Here is a 15,036-nt window from a genome sequence, read left to right as displayed (position 1 = left end):
CGAGCAGGAGTCCCTCGAACCCGCAGCGGTCGCAGACGAGTCGCGGGCCGCCTTCGCGGTGCGCTGCCCGCAGCGTGCACGGCTGTGCCCAGGGACCCGCTCACCGTACAGACCTCCGTCATGCCGCGTCGGGATCGGCCGGGCGCTCACGCGCCCCGCGCGCGGTGAGGGCCGCCAGTCCGCAGGCGAAGATCAGCCCGGCGCAGAGGGCACCGCCCAGATCGTGCGGCGGGCGCGCGGGCCAGAGCCACGGGGTGGAAAGCGCGGGCGGGTGCCACTGTGTGTAGAGCGCGTACACCGCCGCGACCAGGTAGCCCGTCGGGCCGGTCCAGGACAGGCCACCGCCGAGCGCGGTGGCGCACAGCAGGCCGATGCCGGTGATCCCGGTGACGTTGCGCAGGACGTCCAGGGTGCCGCCGGCCAGGTGCCCGCCGATACCGGCGGAGCACAGGAGGCCGACCGCCACCGCGGTCAGCGCCAGCGTGACGGCCGACCGCAGATACGGCAGCCACCGCACGGACACGCGCTCCGGCTCGCCGAGCGGGCTCGCCGCGGTGGCTGTGACGCCGACCGCCGCGGCGGCCTCGAAGATCAGCGGCAACTGGAGCGCGCCGTAGGCGTCCCACTGCCTGAGCAGTGCGAGCCGCAGCCCGGCGGCGCAGCCCGCGACCGCCAGCAGGGCGAACGGCACCCGGCGGCTCTTGGCGTACAGCAGGAGCAGGCGGGCTCCGGTCATGGCAGCTGCTCGGGGGTGATCCCGCCGGCCCGCAGCGCGGCCAGGTGCCGCACGAGCCAGGCGTGCCGGGTCGCGCTCGGCAGCGCGGCAAAGCGTTCGGCGGCCGCGTAGGCCGGCGTCCCCGCCGTCAGACTCGGCCAGTCGGTCCCGCCTGACCTGCCTGCTCCGTCTCGTCCGTCCGATCCGGGGGAGGCGGCCGGGTCCGTCGGCTCGCGCAGGCCGGCAGCCAGCAGCAGCGCCTTGGCCACCGCGTTCTGCGCGGGGGACGCGCCGGGCCCGGTGCCGATGAGGCGGGTGACCAGCTGCGGGCCGTACGTCCCGGCCACCTGGCCCGCCATCTGCGCGCCCGTCAGGGACGGCCCCGGCAGCTGGACGGGGAGCACCAGAGGGAACCCGGTTGCCGTGCCGTCCCCGCGTGGCCTCTCCGGCCGGACGCTGACGCTGTTGCCGGTGTCCTGCCGGTAGGTCACGGGAACCTGCAGGATCCGGGTCGGCGCGCCCGGCAGCCCGGACAACTGGTCGAGCACCGGCGCCAGGGCGTTCGATGTGGTGGGCAGGTAGGAGGCGTAGGCGGGGTTGAGACAGATCGGGATCGCGGTGTCGCCGCACACCGGCGTGAACCGGAGCGGCCGGTCCTCGGCGGGATCGTGCAGAGCCGGAATGGTGATCTGCCCCTGCGGCCCCAGAGTGCCGGATCCGGCCAGCACCACCGCGGTCCCGGCCACGAGCACGGCAGTCCCGGTGAGCCCGGCCGCCGCCACGCGCGCCGACAGGCCGGCCGCCCCCGGAGGCAGCGCGAGCACACCGAGCAGCGCGACGGTGGCCCCGGTCAGGAAGATCACCTGCGCGAGGGAGAGATCGGAGGTGAACGGGTAGAAGGTCGCCACACCCGCCTGCGGTTCCAGGTCCCACGGCCCGGTGACGACCGGTGAGACCTGCCAGGCGGACTGGCTGCCGTGGATCAGCTCGGTGCTGAGCGCGAGGGCGAGGAACGCGGCGACGGTCACCAGCGGTGCGGTGAAGCGCCCGGGCAGCAGCGTCCCCATCACGAAGCCCAGGGCCGCGAAGGCGGGCAGGCTCGCCGCCCCCACAGCGACCGGCCACCACAGTGGCCCGCCCCAGCGAGCCTGATGGGCTGTCACCCCGTACAGGACGGCCACACAGCCGATGTAGGCCGCCACCGCCCAGACCGTGGTGGCCAGCCAGGACGCGAACTGCCGCTCCCAGCGCGGGCGCGCGGTGACGACCAACTGGTCGGTGAGGCGGCGGCGGGCTTCCCGCGACGCGGTCCAGGCCGCCGCGCCGGTCACCGGGATCGCGAAGTCGAGCACGGCCCCGCTCTGCAGCCCGGACGCACGCAGGTTCCACAGCGGTGGCATGGCCATGTCCTTGCGGTAGGTGGTGAGCCAGAACAGCCCGATCACGACCGGCAGCAGCCAGGACATCGCGTTGTGCCGCAACTCGAGACGGATCAGCCGGAGCAGCCCGAGTGGGCGCAGCAGACGCGGCGGCAGCAGGCCGGGTCGTCGGGCCGCCGATGCGGTGGCCGCCGCGCTCATGATCGCGCCTGGGCGAGGACGGCGCTGTATCCGCGCTCGATCGGGGTGTCCCCGGTGTCCTGCTCGTCGCCTCGGGCGGCCAGTCCCGCGGGCGTCCCCTGGAAGACGATCCTGCCTTGGTCCATCAGGGCCACCTCGGCGCAGGCGGCGGCGACGTCCTCGACCAGATGGGTGCTCACCACCACCGTCGAGCGCTGCCCCAACTCGCGCAGCAGCGCCCGGAACGACACCCGCTGCTCGGGGTCGAGGCCCGAGGTCGGCTCGTCGAGCAGCAGCAACTCCGGCTCGTTGACGATGGCCTGAGCGATGCCGGCCCGGCGCAGCATGCCGCCGGACAGGGTGCGCAGCCTGGCCCTGTTCCGGTCACCGAGCCCGACCCGGTCCAGGGCGGTCGCGACCGCGGCGCGGATCCGGGCCGGCGGCACCTCCTTCAGCAACGCGAAGTACTCGACGTACTCCGCCACCGTGAACCCGGGGTAGTAGCCGGGGTTCTGCGCCAGATAGCCGAGCCTGCGCCGGATCTCACAGCGAGGGCGGTAACTGCCCGGATCGCGGCCGAGCAGCCGCAGGCTGCCCGAGGACGGCGGTATGGCCGTCGCCATCATCCGCAGCAGCGAGGTCTTCCCCGCGCCGTTCGGCCCCAGCAGTCCGAAGACCCCGGGACCGGCCTGCAGGTCCACCCCGGCCACCGCCTGCACTGCGCCGAAGCGCCGGGTCAGCCCGCTGATCTGGACGTTCATCGTGCTCCTTCCCCTGTCTCCATCTGTTCCGGGCTTGCCTTCCGGCTGTTTTCCAGCGGGCGGGCAAGTCGGTGCCAGGCTGCCCGGCGGGTGAGGGCGGGGTCGTCACCCCGGGGCGGACGAATCCCGGTGCTACGTGCGGAGGACATTCCGGGCCGGATGCGGGCCCGGGTCATACCTGGGTATGACCATCCAGGGGTGATGATCGGGCGGCTCGGCCCCCCTACGCTGAACTCGTGAATCGGCTGCAGGGGTGGGCACGGAATGCCTGGCGTGCCTTGGTCCGGGTGCTGGCCGGGCCGAATCCGGAACCGGTCCGGCCCGCTTCGCCACGACAGCGCCGGGCGGAATACGCGGCGCTGGTCGCGGCGACGATCGTGTCGGCCGCCGTCAACGCCACCCACGTGCACGGGACCACTCTCGGCGGCGCCCAGCGACCGCCCGGCACGGGACAGGTCCTGCTCGCCGCCGTGGTGGTGCTGCCGCTCGTGCTCGTCGCGATGCGTCCGATGCTCGCCTGGCGGATCGGCTGGCTCGCGCTGCTGCTGTCCCCGCTGCTGCCCGCCGCCTGGTGGGGCGGCTGGCCCTGGGGGCCGCCACAGATGCTGGTGCTGCTCGTCACCTTCTGCCTCGCGGGAGTCCGGCAGCGGCGGGCGGCGCTGTGGTGGATGTGGGCCCTGACGCTAATTCCCTGGGTCTGGTGGCTGGTCCGGGACATCCCGAACCTGAACGGTCCGGCGGGCGCCACGCTGGTCTTCACGGTCGTGGCGGTCGCAGTGGACAGCATCGGCTCCCGGCTGCGCACCCAGCGGGCGCTGGCCACCCAGACCGTGCGCACCGACGCCGAGCGGGCGCGGCGGGCGGTGCTGGAGGAGCGCACGCGGATCGCCAGGGAACTGCACGATGTGGTGGCCCATCACCTGTCTCTGATCGCGGTCCAGGCGGAGACCGCTCCCTTCCGGCTGGGCGAACTGCCGGAACCCACCCGCGCCGAGTTCGCTGCGATGAGCGGGGTGGCCCGCGAGGCGCTGACGGAGATGCGGCGGCTGCTCGGCGTGCTGCGCCAGGACCAGCCGGCCGCTCTCGCGCCGCAGCCCCAACTGACCGATCTGCCGGCACTGGTCGACGCCGCCCGCCGGGCAGGCGTGACGGTCTGCCTCTCGGTACCGGACGAACTGGGCGGGGTGCCCGCGGGGGTCGGTGTGTGCGCGTACCGGATCGTCCAGGAGTCACTGTCCAACGCCGGCCGCCACGCCCCGGGCGCCGCAGTCGCCGTGACGGTGCATCAGGAGGCGCACGCCGTCCAGGTGCGAGTGGCCAACGATCCGGGCGGTTCCGCTGTCCGGCCGGGGCACGAGCACGGACCGGACAGCGACGACGGCTACGGTCACGGCAGCGGGCACGGCCACGGGCTCACCGGGATGCGCGAACGGGTCGCCTTGCTCGGCGGATCATTGTCCACCGGGCCGACACCGACGGGGGGCTTCGAGGTGTCAGCGGTGCTCCCGCTGGAGAAGACCGGATGAGCACCGCCGGTCCTGCTTCCGGCGCCGCGTCCGATCCCGCTTCGGGTCCTGCTTCACGCCCCGCCCTCACGCGCTGCCTGATCGCGGACGACCAGGCGATGGTGCGCGAAGGCTTCGCCGCGGTGCTCGACGCCCAACCGGACCTCCAGGTCGTCGGCCAGGCCGCGGACGGAGCCGCCGCTGTCGCCCGAGCCCGGGAACTGTCGCCCGACGTCGTGCTGATGGACGTGCGGATGCCGGTGATGGACGGCCTCCAGGCGAGCCGGGAAATCCTGCACGGCACGGCCGAGCCGGGGGGCCCGCGGGTGCTCATGCTCACCACCTTCGACCTCGACGACTACGTGTACGCGGCACTGCGCGCCGGGGCCAGCGGGTTCCTGCTCAAGGACGCCACTGCCGCCGAACTGGTCCAAGCGGTCAGGGTGGTGGCCGCGGGGGAGGCGCTGCTCGCCCCATCGGTCACCCGACGCCTGATCGCCGACTTCGCCCGCGTCCCCCACGGCGGCCCGCCACCGGCGCCCGCACTCGACGTGCTCACCCAGCGCGAGACCGAGGTCCTCCGGCTGATCGCCTGCGGCCTGTCCAACTCCGAGATCAGCGATGCGCTCGTGATCGCCGAGCAGACCACCAAGACCTACGTCGGCCGCATCCTCACCAAGCTCGGCCTGCGCGACCGGGCCCAGGCCGTGGTGGTCGCCTACGAGACCGGACTGGTCACGCCGGGCTCACGGTAGCGGGCGCTCGACGCTGTCCGGTGCGGGCCCGACAGCCCCGCGTCCGGGTGACCCCGCGCAGACCCTTCCCGTCCACCGCAGGCGCGCGTAGCCCGCCGGGGTCCTCCGCCTTCGGGCAGCGGTCGGTAAGCCGGCAGCCGGCACGCGGCGGACTCGGAGAGCGTCGAATGGAGGGGCAGCAGCGGATCGGGCCGGACGCCGCGTTGCTGGAGCACGTGGGCGGGTGCGTCGGCGATCCACTCGCCGACCGCCACCAGCGGGGTCGCTCCGGCAAGCACCGCGCACGCGGTCGGCACGAGCACCACGGCCAGCGTGTGGCGCACGCCGCGCACGCCGCGCACGCCGCGCACGCCGCGCACGCCGCGCGGGTCGCGCGGGTCGCGCGGGTCCGACACCTCGGCCAGCCGCTCCAACAGGTTCGTCCGGCCGAGACGGTGAGTGGTCGTCCACCGGCCGTCAGGGGCGCCGTGTCGTCGACCGGCGCTCTGGGGCGTCCCTGCCGACATACTTCCCGGGCACGCTTTGTGAGAGCCGGAGGCCGAAGTCCCGACGCCTGCTGCGGATTCACGCTGCAGGGAGGCGTCCGTGACTCCTGACGGGCTGGTCCCGGTGACCGGTGACGGCCGGTCTGGTCCGTCTGCGGGTGGCGCCGGGGCCCCTGTCGGTGCGGCTGTGAGCACAGGGCCGGCGCCTCGTTCTCAGATGCGCCAGGTTCGGATCCGGTCCGCCGCCTGGAAAACGGTCGCTTTGCGGGCTTGGATGTCCCGGACGAGTTCGACCAGCGCCCCGTAGGGAGGGTCGATTCCCTCGCCGGAGGCGTTCATGTAGGCGACGGCGACCTGGCAGGCGTACAGCGAGTTCCGGTACGGCAGCGGGTCGAGCCGGACGATGGAATGCAGGAGCGAGGCAGCCCGCCAGGAGGCGTCCGGCTGCGGGATGTCGGGGCGGGGGATGCGGGTCTTGTGCCGGGCGACCGCGGAGACCAGGGCCGAGTAGTCCGCGACGCTGACATCCTCAGGCACGGCCTGTTCCTGGACGTCGAGCAGCCAGGACACGTCGATATGGAGCACCATCAGGCGGCTGCAGCTCCCTGGTGACGACCGGCCGGGGGGACCTCGTCGGGAAATGCGTCGTCGAACTCGTCGCGGTGCTGCTCGCCCCACTCGACAGCTACGCGCACGAACTGCTTGCGCTGACGTTCCCGCAGCGGCAGGTCGTGCACGTACTGCTTGAGGGACTGCCCGGCGGCGGCCGCGGCGGCACGGACCTCCGCCATCTCATCTTCGGTGAAGGTGATGTTCAAGGACGGCATACCGCGATGGTACCTAATAGGTACCTTGATGGCCAGCAGGTGCGGCTGACCGGGCCCACATCCCCGTGGTCCAGCTGCGCCACAACTGCGGAGGCGTGTGAGCCACGGCGGCGCACGCCGTGCCGGCGCCCGCGCGGCGGTCACGAACACCTCGACGCCATCGCGGTCAGCGCAGTACTTTGCGGTCGTCGTAATCATGGATCTGATCGGTGACATCGCCGCCATCCGCATCCCCCTGCCACAGCACGGTGACGTCACGCCCGAGGAGCTGTACACCGAGGCCCGCGAGAAGGCCGAACAGGCCCGTGCGGACTACGCTTCAGCCCTTGAGGTCCCGCACGATGACCTGCGCGAAGACCCCCAGCTGATCGCTCCCGGCAACGCCCGCGCTGCCCGGGAGGCGGCCGACCGCGAAATCCGTCATCTGCTCGCCCACGGCCGCGACTTCCATGGCGGACGCCCCTACAAGCTCCAACCCCTCGCCCGGGCCGGCGGCATGACGCCCTCCGGGATCCGCACCGCCTACGGCCCCAGCGAGACCGAAACCGTCGCCCGCGGCATCGGCCGCACACCCGACAGCCGCCGCGCCCGGCCTCCGGTCACGCCGGAGCCCTCATGAGCGATCGCCCCGAGACCGCTGCACCGGCCTGCACCTGCATGTCTCCGTGGCCCGCCCTGAGCGCTCTCATCGAGGGCACGACCCACCCGGTCGTGCCAGCCTCCGCCCACACCCCCGCCCTCTACCTCGCCTGCTGCACCGGATGCGGCGCCGCCTACACCGGCCCGTGGAAACGGCTGCCTTTCACGCCCCGCGTCGGGCGTCCAACCCGCCTGGTCGGCATGTCTCGTGGGCTTGCGGCCTTCGCAGAGATCACCATGGCCGAGAAGCGGAACGCGGAGCGCTTGATCCCTACACCACGACGTGGGACGCGACCATGATCCTGTGACCGCTGGAGAGAGGCCTGTCCGCGTCATCCGTTTCAGGTCGCCTGCCTGGCCAGCCTGTGCAGGGCCCGCACGGCAGGTGATCCGGGGTCGGCGGTGATCAGGACGACTTCCTGGTCGTCCTCGGGCACGAGCAGGACGTCGCAGTTCAACCGCAGCGTGCCGGCTTGGGGGTGGTGGAGGGTCTTGGTGCGGTGCCCGGGTGCGTGGACCGGACGTGTCTGCCAGATCTGCCGGAACTCCTCGCTGCCGGCGTGCAGTTCGGCCAGCAGGGCGGTCACCTGAGGGTCGTGCGGGTAGCGGTCGGCGGCCCGGCGAAGTCGCGCCACCACGATGTGCCCGAACTCCTCGGCGCTGGAGCTCTCGTACATCCGTCCCTGGCCCAGGAAGCGGCGCCGGGCCAGGTTCGTCGTCCCGCTCGCGAGGTCGCCGCCGAGCAACGCCTGGGCCAGGGGGTTCCAGGCGACGACGCCGTACGCTGCGTCAGTGACGATGGCGGCGGTCTGGGGCAGCCGCTCCAGCATCCGGGCCACGTGCGGGCGTACCCGCCGCACGGCGTTGCTGCCGGGCGGCGGGTTCGATCCCGCCAGGCGGAAGAGGTGGCTGCGTTCGGCCGGCGTGAGCCGCAGGGCCTGGGACAGCGCGTCCAGGATCCGGGCCGATGGCCGCGGTCCGCGGGCTTGCTCCAGTCGCGTGTAGTAGTCGACCGACATGTGGGCGAGGTCCGCGACCTCTTCGCGGCGCAGGCCCGGTGTACGGCGGGCGGTGCCCGTCGTCGTCAGGCCGATCTCGTGCGGGCGCAGGCCCGCTCGGCGGTCCCGTAGAAAGCGGGCCAGTTCCTGCCGCGCCATGCCACCTCCGGCCGCTTGCCTGGTACAGGTTGTCCCTGGCAGGGCGCCCACGGCCAGGGGACCGTTGTTCCCATGAACGATCGCACAGCTTTGGTCACCGGTGCCAACAAGGGCATCGGCAAGCACATCGCCCGGCTGCTGGCGGCCGAGGGCCTCACCGTGTACGTGGGCTCCCGCGACCCGGGGCGCGGACAGCGGGCCGTCGGGGACATCGGTGCCGGCGCCCGGCTGCTGGTCCTCGACGTGACGGATCCCGACGGCATCGCACACGCGGCGGCTCAGGTGGAACGCCTGGACGTGCTGGTCAACAACGCCGGCATCGCACCGTCCCTCGCCCCGCCGGCCGACACCGGCGTCGAGGAATACCGGCGTACCTACGAGACCAACGTATTCGGGGTGATGGCGGTGACCAATGCCTTCCTGCCCGCCCTGCGCCGGTCCCCGCACCCCCGCATCGTCAACATCTCCAGTGGCACCGCGTCGCTGACCTGGAGCACAAACCCCAACCCCCAATTCACCCCGGGAAACGGCAACGGTGCCGCCTACCGGTCGTCCAAGGCCGCCCTCAACGCCCTCACCGTCTTCTACGCCCAGACGCTGGCCGAGGACGGCTTCAAGGTCAATGCGCTCGCCCCCGGTCTGCGGGCCACCGATCTCAACCCCCGGGCCGCCGCTGCCGACGGCGACCCGGCCGAGGCCGCCCACGGTGCCCTCCGCCTGGCCCTGCTGCCGGACGACGGCCCCACCGGTGGCTTCTTCTCCTGGGACGGAACGCCCGTGCCCTGGTGATTGGTGACCAGTCATGGGCGGCGTCGGAGACGGGGGTCCCATGGGCGGCTCCTCCATGCCTGGCGGATCAGGCTACGTACGGTGATGATGGCGCCGGCGAGGCCGAAGAAGGCGCCGAGGACGGTGGCCCGGCGCTCGCTGCCGGGCTTGCCGTCGATGCCCGGCAGCCGGGCCAGCCGCGGATCCGGCGGCAGCGCAGGGCGCTCGCCGTGCCGGGCCTGGGCTGCGTGCCGCAGAAGCCGTATATCAACCGGACTGGATCGTGTGATTCCTACTGGTCAGGCATGGTTTCGCTCGGAGCGAGGGGGCATGCGGCGTCTTGCGCCGTTGTCGAGGCAGATCGGCGGACGTCGTCAGGTCCATGGTCCAGATCACCGACCGGCAACCGGTTCGTCAAGATTCCCCCATACCACACACATGGGTTATTAGGTAAGGCTCACCTCATTTATGGTGGGGGTTGTCCTCAGGGTCGCCCGCCCCACCAGGCCGCCCCCAGAGCGCTTTCCTCGGAGTCTTCCCATGTCCAGCGCGAACATCGCACTGCTCGGCGCCATCGCGGGCCTCACCATCTATCTCGGCCTCCCGCTCGGCCGACTGCGCACGCCGGCACCCCGCCTGAAGGCCGGGCTGAACGCCGTCGCCATCGGCATCCTCGTCTTCCTCGTGTGGGACGTACTCGCCCACGCCTGGGAACCGGTTGACGGCGCACTGAGCGACCACCACTGGGCGACGGTCGCCTCCGACGGACTCGTCCTCGCCGCCGGGCTCACCGTCGGACTCGTCGGACTCGTCTACTACGACGCCTGGATCGCCCGACGCCGGGCCGCCGCCGAGCGTCCCGCCGGTCCCGGCGCCGCCACGGCGGCGGAACTGGCGTCGAGGACCCGCAGTCAGGCGGCCTCGCTCGCTCTGATGATCGCGACCGGCATCGGCTTGCACAACTTCGCCGAGGGGCTGGCCATCGGCAACTCCGCCGCCAAGGGCGAACTCTCCCTCGCCCTGCTGCTCATCATCGGCTTCGGCCTGCACAACGCCACCGAAGGCTTCGGCATCGTCGCCCCGCTCGCCGCCGAGGGTGAACGCCCTTCCTGGACCGCCCTGTTCTGGCTCGGCCTGATCGGCGGCGGCCCCACCTTCCTCGGCACTCTCGTCGGCCAGCACCTCGTCAACGACACCCTTTCCATCGCCTTCCTGGGTCTGGCCGCCGGCTCCATCCTCTACGTCGTCATCGAACTGCTCGCCGTAGCGCGCAAGACCACCCTGAAGACGCTCACCACCTGGTGCATCCTCCTGGGCCTCCTCCTCGGCTTCGCCACGGACGCCGTGGTCACCGCCGCAGGAGCTTGACCTCCGTGTGCTCCCGGCGGCTGCATATCCGCTGGGGAAGCGAGCCGCCCACCGCTCGCGGGTGCCCATGGCGAACCACGTGGTGCCCCGTCTGGCCACGCAGCCGGATTGCAGGTGGGCGCACGAATTCGGCCGCACTGACGGGGAGACTGGTGCCGAGGGCGTGCGCCGGACGATGGCCAGTCTGCTCGGCTGCCGGTCGCGCCGCCTGCCTCGGTGTCGCCTCCACGGGGCTTCGTGAACACGCAGGTGCCGCGTGGCCCACGAAGCCCGGGTGGCGAGCAGCGCAAAGGCGTCCAGGGCCGCCCAGAAGTCGGGCGACGGGTCGTCAGGCGTTCCGCCCGGACCGGTGCAGACGGTGGCGGGGACGATCCCGGTCGCCGTGGCCGTCACGTGCGGCAGCAGCCGGACGCCGGTGACCCCGGCCGCGTAGTTGACCAGCGTGAACGGGAACAACGGGATCAGCCTGAGGATCAGTACGGTCGCAAAGCCCCGCCGGGACACCGTCGCGTCCAACCGGGCCAGTCGCCCGGTGCCGGCCCACCGGGCCACCGTGGGACGCCCCATCCAGCGGGCCGGCCCGAACGACAGCACCGCGCCGACGGTCGCGCCCGTCAGAGCGTACGCCGCCAGGGACAGGACAAGGGTGAGCGGGTGGCGTCGGCTCTTATCCCGTCGGGGATCGGGCACCTGAGCCAGGGCAGGTCGGCAGGCCGGGGAGGTCACTGGTCATCGGGGGGCGGTCAGTAGGTGTAGCCGCCTCCCGACCCGCCTGAGGAGGGGCTGGGCGCGGGGCTGGTGATCGGTGTGCCGCTGGGGCTGACCACGTACCAGGCGCCTCCGAAGGCCGTGCTGCTCTGGCCCGTGGTGTCGCCGGGCCCGGCGTCCTGGGAGAAGCGGTAGAGGGGGTGGCCGTTGTAGGTGACCTGGGTGGTGTGATCGTGCCGGGGGGCGGTGCCGACCATGGTGGCCTTGAGGCCGTGGTTGCTGGGGTGTCCGGTGGTGATGTCGGGTGGCCAAGCCTGGGCGCAGCTGCCGTAGCAGTGCGAGGTGGTGCCGCTGTCGGCCTTGAACAGGTACAGGGTCCTGCCTGATCCGTCGACGAGGATCTGGCCGACGGGGGAGCCGTGTGACTGCAGTATGCCGGATCCGCCGGTGGCGGGTGTCGAGCTGCTGGGCGGAGGTGATGGGCTCTTGGCTGGAGACGACGAGCCTGTGGCGCCGGAGCTTCCGCACCCGGCGGCGAAGGCCGCGACGGCGGTCGCGGTCGCGGCGATGATGGCGGCGCGGTTCATGGCGGTTCTTCTTTCCGCTGGGACCTCCTGCCGCGACGTGTGCGGTAGGACTGGTCCACGGCCCGCGGCGGGGCGGGTCTGCAGTTCGATACGTCTAATTCTCCCTTTTTGTTCATTCCTGTTCCTGTCTCGCTCGGCGCATGCGCGGCATTCAGCTGCCGAGAGCTGCGGCGAATGAACGTGAGGTACTCGATGCATGTATATCCGGTCATAGCGACCTTCCGCATGCAGGCGTCTGTTCAGTCGGCAGGGGGGGGGCGGAGGTGGGGTGACGATGCGATGGTGTGTCGCGAGAGCCTCGCTCCCGGCGCCTACCTGCTGAGGGCGCTCGAACCGGCGGAGTGCTCAGCCATGGAGCGGCACATGCCCCGCTGCGCGGAGTGCCGCCCGGACCGATAGAGATGGCGCCGACCCGGTCACCAAGACGATCAGCAAGGACGATCTGTTCCGCATCGAGGCCGGTTCCGCGGTCCTGGCGGTCTTGCTGGTGGTCCTCTTCGGCACGAGGTCCCTCGTTGTGGGTTTACGCGCTGCTGGTGGCTGCGACCGGCCTCGCCGCCGTGCTGTTCTACCGGTACGTCCACGTCGGCTCGGTCGGGCCGCCGCCCACCATGTACGAGCCCCCCTGGTATCCGGAGAGGACCGCGTCCGCCGTCGCCGAGGCGGCAGCGATGATCATCGCCGCCGCGGGGCTGCTCCTGACCCACCGCCTGGGCGCGAACTCCCGTGGAAGTGGGGCAGTTCCGGTGCTCATCGGTGCGCGATCGAAATGATGCCTGGTCACGCGAGGCGCGCGCTGCTCAGGAGCAGGAGGGCGACGTCGGAGGCGGTCAGGCCCAGACAAAGGAGGAAGGGGGTTCGGCTCGGCCCGGCCGGCCAGAGGGCGGCGGTGAGTGAAAGCGCGCAGGTTGCGGCGAGCCCGGCTCGTTCGGGCATGCCGACGGGTCCCGCAGTGCCCAGGACCGGCACGGCTGAGCCGCAGCGAGGGCCGATGCTGCCGGCGTCCGCGCGCTGCGGAGGCCAGCGCGTTGGGGCAGGCCGCGGATGTTCACCGCGAGGTCGTCGTCGATGTCAGGCAGGTCGTTCGCGGCGTGGGCGCCCACCCCCAGCAGTGCGGCGCCGACCGGCGCCCAGCAGTGCGGCCATGGGCCGCCCGGCATGGAGAGCGCGTGATCACGTGGATGGCTCCCGGTGCACGGTGGAAGCCGGGCGGGCGCCCCGGGCATTCACGTGAGAGCACCCGCGGCCGACGAGGGGCATGGGGTGGGACCTTCAGCCGTCCAGGCGGCGCTCTGCGAGTCAGGTGACCATCTCGGGGTCGTGGTGGTCGAAGAACAGGGAGCCGCCGGTGTCGAGGGTGGTGATCTGGTCCATCTGCTCGTCGGTGAGCTAGAAGCCGAAGACGTCGGTGTTCTCGGCCATGCGCTCGGCACGTACGGACTTGGGGACGGTCATGACACCGCGCTGGGTGAGCCAGCGCAGACGACCTGGGCGGCGGACTTGTCGTACACCTTGCCGATCTCGGCGAGCAGCGGGTTCGTGAACAGGTCGTTCCTGCCTTCGGCGAAGCCGCCCCAGGACTGGAACAGGCGACGCCGCGGCCGGCGCCGACGACGATCGTGACGTCCGGTCTCCAGGCGTCCACCGGCCGGCAGCGACGAGCCGCTCGACCACGGCCGGCCATCACTTGGGCGGCGGGTACCGCGGTCGCCTCGTCCTCGGGCTTGGTCACTGCTTCGGCACAGGGGTGTGCGGCCTGGCATTCCGGGGCAGGGCGCGGCCCCGTGCCCGGATGACGGCCTCGGCCAGTACGGCCACCCCGAGCATAGCGCCGAACACGGCGAGTTGCCGTGGGATGGTGGTGGCGGCGTAGGCGGTCAGCGCGACAAGGCATCCGGCGCAAGCTGCCACGCCGCATCCGGCGGCGGTCCTCGCTGCGGGGCGGGCATCGGGGAGCCGGGAAGCGGCGAGGTTCACGGCGGCGAAGACGATCAGGAACCCGGCCGATCCCATCAGGCTGATGCCTTCGATGTCGACCAGGTTGACGATCAGGAGCGTGCCGAGGGTGGTGGCGACGAGCCCGCCGATCGGACGATGCCAGATCGGCTCGGCGAGGTGTTCGGGCAGTTCGCCGTGGCGGGCCATCAGATAGGTGAACTTGGCGGTGCCGTACAGGGTGGCGTTGATGGCGCTGGCGGTGGAGACGACCGCGGCGATCGCGATGAGTGAGAACCCCGCCTGGCCGAGCAGCGGCCGGGCCGCGACCGCCAGCGCGTAGTCCCGGTCGTGTGTGATCTGCCATGGGGTGAGGTTGCCGACCGCGACGAAGGCGACCAGCACGTACAGGACGATCACGCCGGCGATGGAGATGAGATACGCACGTGGGAGGGTGCGCTCCGGTTCTCTGGCGTCCTCTGCGGCGTTGGCGATCAGTTCGAAGCCCTCGTAGCCGAGGAAGATCAGGGTTCCGGCGTAGACAATGGCGCCGCCGTGCGGAAACGCAGACGGTGAGACCCGGGCCGTATCGACGAATGCCAGGCCGCCTATGCAGAAGACCAGCAGGACGGCCACCTTGAAGTAGACGAGCACTGCCTCCGCCCGGCCGACCACCTGGGCACCGGCCAGATTGAGCGCGGCGAAGCAGACCACGACGATACTGCCGAACAGGCGGTTCCAGCCGGCGGGCTGGCCCAGCAGCGCGGCCAGATAGGAGCCGAAGGCGACAGCGTAGAGCCCCAGCATCACGAAGTAACTGAGCCACAGCAGCAGGTTGAGAGGTCCGGCCACTTTCGTGCCGAAGGACTGGTCGAGGAAGGCGGCCGTCCCACCGCGGTTGCGGACCCGCACCGACAGCAGCGCGTAGGACACACCCGTCAGTGCCGCCACGATGCCGCCGACGAGAAAAGAGACATAGGCACCCGCACCTGCCACCTGCACGGTCAGGCCCAGGACCGAGAAGATGCCTCCACCGACCATGCCGCCGATACCGATCGAAACGAGCGCGGGCACGCCCAGCCCCGTCGACTTCTCTCCCGCGCCTGATACCGCCATCTGACCTCCTCGTGCCACGGCCCGCCACGGACCAGGCGTCCCCGGGCGTCGGCCGGTCGTCATGCATGTCGCGAGCGGTCCGGCTACGAGGCACGACAAGTGCCCCACGCCACGAAATCGTCCTCAGCTTAGAGGGCGTTAAGTCCGTTTC

The 15,036-nt window shown here is 71.7% G+C and carries 15 protein-coding genes and 2 pseudogenes; 6 read left to right on the top strand and 11 right to left on the bottom strand.

All coding sequences use genetic code 11. The features are described 5' to 3' along the window. Window positions 1–118: 118 nt before the first annotated feature. Genes ACJ9NR_RS39830 through ACJ9NR_RS39820 form a run of 3 tightly spaced genes read right to left on the bottom strand, consistent with a single transcriptional unit; the run spans window position 119 to window position 3,035 of the window. A complete protein-coding gene (locus ACJ9NR_RS39830) occupies window positions 119–736 on the bottom strand; it encodes a hypothetical protein (RefSeq protein ID WP_412494594.1) in 618 nt (205 codons plus the stop codon). Continuing rightward, window positions 733–2,295, bottom strand: a complete 1,563-nt coding sequence (locus ACJ9NR_RS39825) for a hypothetical protein (RefSeq protein ID WP_412494593.1) — start codon at window positions 2,293–2,295, stop codon at window positions 733–735. Before ACJ9NR_RS39825 ends, ACJ9NR_RS39830 begins: the two co-directional genes overlap by 4 nt. Then, window positions 2,292–3,035: an ABC transporter ATP-binding protein gene (locus ACJ9NR_RS39820; RefSeq protein ID WP_412494592.1), complete on the bottom strand. Its 744-nt coding sequence runs from the start codon at window positions 3,033–3,035 to the stop codon at window positions 2,292–2,294. The genes ACJ9NR_RS39825 and ACJ9NR_RS39820 overlap by 4 nt, the downstream gene beginning before the upstream one ends. Window positions 3,036–3,271: 236 nt before the next feature. On the opposite strand from ACJ9NR_RS39820, the gene ACJ9NR_RS39815 reads away from it, so the two are divergent. Continuing rightward, a complete protein-coding gene (locus ACJ9NR_RS39815) occupies window positions 3,272–4,561 on the top strand; it encodes a sensor histidine kinase (protein ID WP_412494590.1) in 1,290 nt (429 codons plus the stop codon). Next, window positions 4,558–5,295 carry a response regulator gene (locus ACJ9NR_RS39810; RefSeq protein ID WP_412494589.1) on the top strand — a complete coding sequence of 246 codons (738 nt, stop codon included), beginning with the start codon at window positions 4,558–4,560 and terminating at the stop codon, window positions 5,293–5,295. Before ACJ9NR_RS39815 ends, ACJ9NR_RS39810 begins: the two co-directional genes overlap by 4 nt. On the opposite strand, the gene ACJ9NR_RS39805 is transcribed toward ACJ9NR_RS39810, so the two are convergent. From ACJ9NR_RS39805 to ACJ9NR_RS39795, 3 genes are all read right to left on the bottom strand, one after another. Then, complete coding sequence (locus tag ACJ9NR_RS39805; protein ID WP_412494588.1) at window positions 5,259–5,708, bottom strand: transposase family protein; 450 nt, start codon at window positions 5,706–5,708, stop codon at window positions 5,259–5,261. The two genes, ACJ9NR_RS39810 and ACJ9NR_RS39805, sit on opposite strands and share 37 nt — an antisense overlap. 285 nt (window positions 5,709–5,993) lie before the next feature. Next, on the bottom strand, window positions 5,994–6,368 hold the full coding sequence (locus tag ACJ9NR_RS39800) for a toxin Doc (RefSeq protein ID WP_412494587.1): 375 nt from the start codon (window positions 6,366–6,368) through the stop codon (window positions 5,994–5,996). Further along, window positions 6,368–6,607, bottom strand: a complete 240-nt coding sequence (locus tag ACJ9NR_RS39795) for a hypothetical protein (protein WP_412494586.1) — start codon at window positions 6,605–6,607, stop codon at window positions 6,368–6,370. The genes ACJ9NR_RS39800 and ACJ9NR_RS39795 overlap by 1 nt, the downstream gene beginning before the upstream one ends. Window positions 6,608–6,704: 97 nt before the next feature. On the opposite strand from ACJ9NR_RS39795, the gene ACJ9NR_RS39790 reads away from it, so the two are divergent. Continuing rightward, on the top strand, window positions 6,705–7,226 hold the full coding sequence (locus tag ACJ9NR_RS39790; protein ID WP_412494585.1) for a hypothetical protein: 522 nt from the start codon (window positions 6,705–6,707) through the stop codon (window positions 7,224–7,226). Between the two features lie 361 nt (window positions 7,227–7,587). On the opposite strand, the gene ACJ9NR_RS39785 is transcribed toward ACJ9NR_RS39790, so the two are convergent. Continuing rightward, entirely contained in the window at window positions 7,588–8,403 is an 816-nt protein-coding gene (locus ACJ9NR_RS39785; RefSeq protein ID WP_412494584.1) for a helix-turn-helix transcriptional regulator, read from the bottom strand. 72 nt (window positions 8,404–8,475) lie between these two features. Between ACJ9NR_RS39785 and ACJ9NR_RS39780 the strand changes: the two genes are divergently transcribed. Next, window positions 8,476–9,192, top strand: coding sequence for an SDR family oxidoreductase (locus tag ACJ9NR_RS39780; protein WP_412494583.1), 717 nt, complete (start codon window positions 8,476–8,478; stop codon window positions 9,190–9,192). A 519-nt stretch (window positions 9,193–9,711) separates the two neighbouring features. After that, window positions 9,712–10,539 (top strand): ZIP family metal transporter, encoded by an 828-nt coding sequence (locus ACJ9NR_RS39775; RefSeq protein WP_412494582.1) that lies wholly within the window; start codon window positions 9,712–9,714, stop codon window positions 10,537–10,539. Between the two features lie 366 nt (window positions 10,540–10,905). On the opposite strand, the pseudogene ACJ9NR_RS39770 reads toward ACJ9NR_RS39775, so the two are convergent. Together ACJ9NR_RS39770 and ACJ9NR_RS39765 are read right to left on the bottom strand one after the other, a co-directional pair. Further along, window positions 10,906–11,229 (bottom strand): annotated as a pseudogene (locus ACJ9NR_RS39770) (TVP38/TMEM64 family protein); the annotation flags it as partial. Window positions 11,230–11,282: 53 nt separating this feature from the next. Next, a complete protein-coding gene (locus ACJ9NR_RS39765; protein ID WP_412494581.1) occupies window positions 11,283–11,834 on the bottom strand; it encodes a COG4315 family predicted lipoprotein in 552 nt (183 codons plus the stop codon). Window positions 11,835–12,370: 536 nt separating this feature from the next. Here ACJ9NR_RS39765 and ACJ9NR_RS39760 point away from each other — a divergent pair. Further along, complete coding sequence (locus ACJ9NR_RS39760; RefSeq protein ID WP_412494770.1) at window positions 12,371–12,607, top strand: hypothetical protein; 237 nt, start codon at window positions 12,371–12,373, stop codon at window positions 12,605–12,607. Window positions 12,608–13,133: 526 nt separating this feature from the next. Here the strand turns inward: ACJ9NR_RS39760 and ACJ9NR_RS39755 are convergent. Both ACJ9NR_RS39755 and ACJ9NR_RS39750 read right to left on the bottom strand, forming a co-directional pair. After that, window positions 13,134–13,417 (bottom strand): annotated as a pseudogene (locus ACJ9NR_RS39755) (aldo/keto reductase); the annotation flags it as partial. A gap of 145 nt (window positions 13,418–13,562) precedes the next feature. After that, on the bottom strand, window positions 13,563–14,885 hold the full coding sequence (locus ACJ9NR_RS39750) for an APC family permease (RefSeq protein WP_412494769.1): 1,323 nt from the start codon (window positions 14,883–14,885) through the stop codon (window positions 13,563–13,565). Between the last annotated feature and the right edge of the window lie 151 nt (window positions 14,886–15,036).

The organism is Streptomyces sediminimaris, assembly GCF_047049295.1.
In the GTDB taxonomy this organism is placed as follows: Bacteria; Actinomycetota; Actinomycetes; order Streptomycetales; family Streptomycetaceae; genus Streptomyces; species Streptomyces sediminimaris.
This window is presented reverse-complemented; position numbering and strand designations above follow the sequence as displayed.

Bases quoted from the DNA above. Each gene is read 5' to 3' on its own strand.
- ACJ9NR_RS39825 (WP_412494593.1), bottom strand. From the start codon at position 2,295: ATGAGCGCGGCGGCCACCGCATCGGCGGCCCGACGACCCGGCCTGCTG.
- ACJ9NR_RS39775 (WP_412494582.1), top strand. From the start codon at position 9,712: ATGTCCAGCGCGAACATCGCACTGCTCGGCGCCATCGCGGGCCTCACC.
- ACJ9NR_RS39750 (WP_412494769.1), bottom strand. From the start codon at position 14,885: ATGGCGGTATCAGGCGCGGGAGAGAAGTCGACGGGGCTGGGCGTGCCC.
- ACJ9NR_RS39765 (WP_412494581.1), bottom strand. From the start codon at position 11,834: ATGAACCGCGCCGCCATCATCGCCGCGACCGCGACCGCCGTCGCGGCC.
- ACJ9NR_RS39785 (WP_412494584.1), bottom strand. From the start codon at position 8,403: ATGGCGCGGCAGGAACTGGCCCGCTTTCTACGGGACCGCCGAGCGGGC.
- ACJ9NR_RS39780 (WP_412494583.1), top strand. From the start codon at position 8,476: ATGAACGATCGCACAGCTTTGGTCACCGGTGCCAACAAGGGCATCGGC.
- ACJ9NR_RS39820 (WP_412494592.1), bottom strand. From the start codon at position 3,035: ATGAACGTCCAGATCAGCGGGCTGACCCGGCGCTTCGGCGCAGTGCAG.
- ACJ9NR_RS39800 (WP_412494587.1), bottom strand. From the start codon at position 6,368: ATGGTGCTCCATATCGACGTGTCCTGGCTGCTCGACGTCCAGGAACAG.
- ACJ9NR_RS39830 (WP_412494594.1), bottom strand. From the start codon at position 736: ATGACCGGAGCCCGCCTGCTCCTGCTGTACGCCAAGAGCCGCCGGGTG.
- ACJ9NR_RS39795 (WP_412494586.1), bottom strand. From the start codon at position 6,607: ATGCCGTCCTTGAACATCACCTTCACCGAAGATGAGATGGCGGAGGTC.
- ACJ9NR_RS39810 (WP_412494589.1), top strand. From the start codon at position 4,558: ATGAGCACCGCCGGTCCTGCTTCCGGCGCCGCGTCCGATCCCGCTTCG.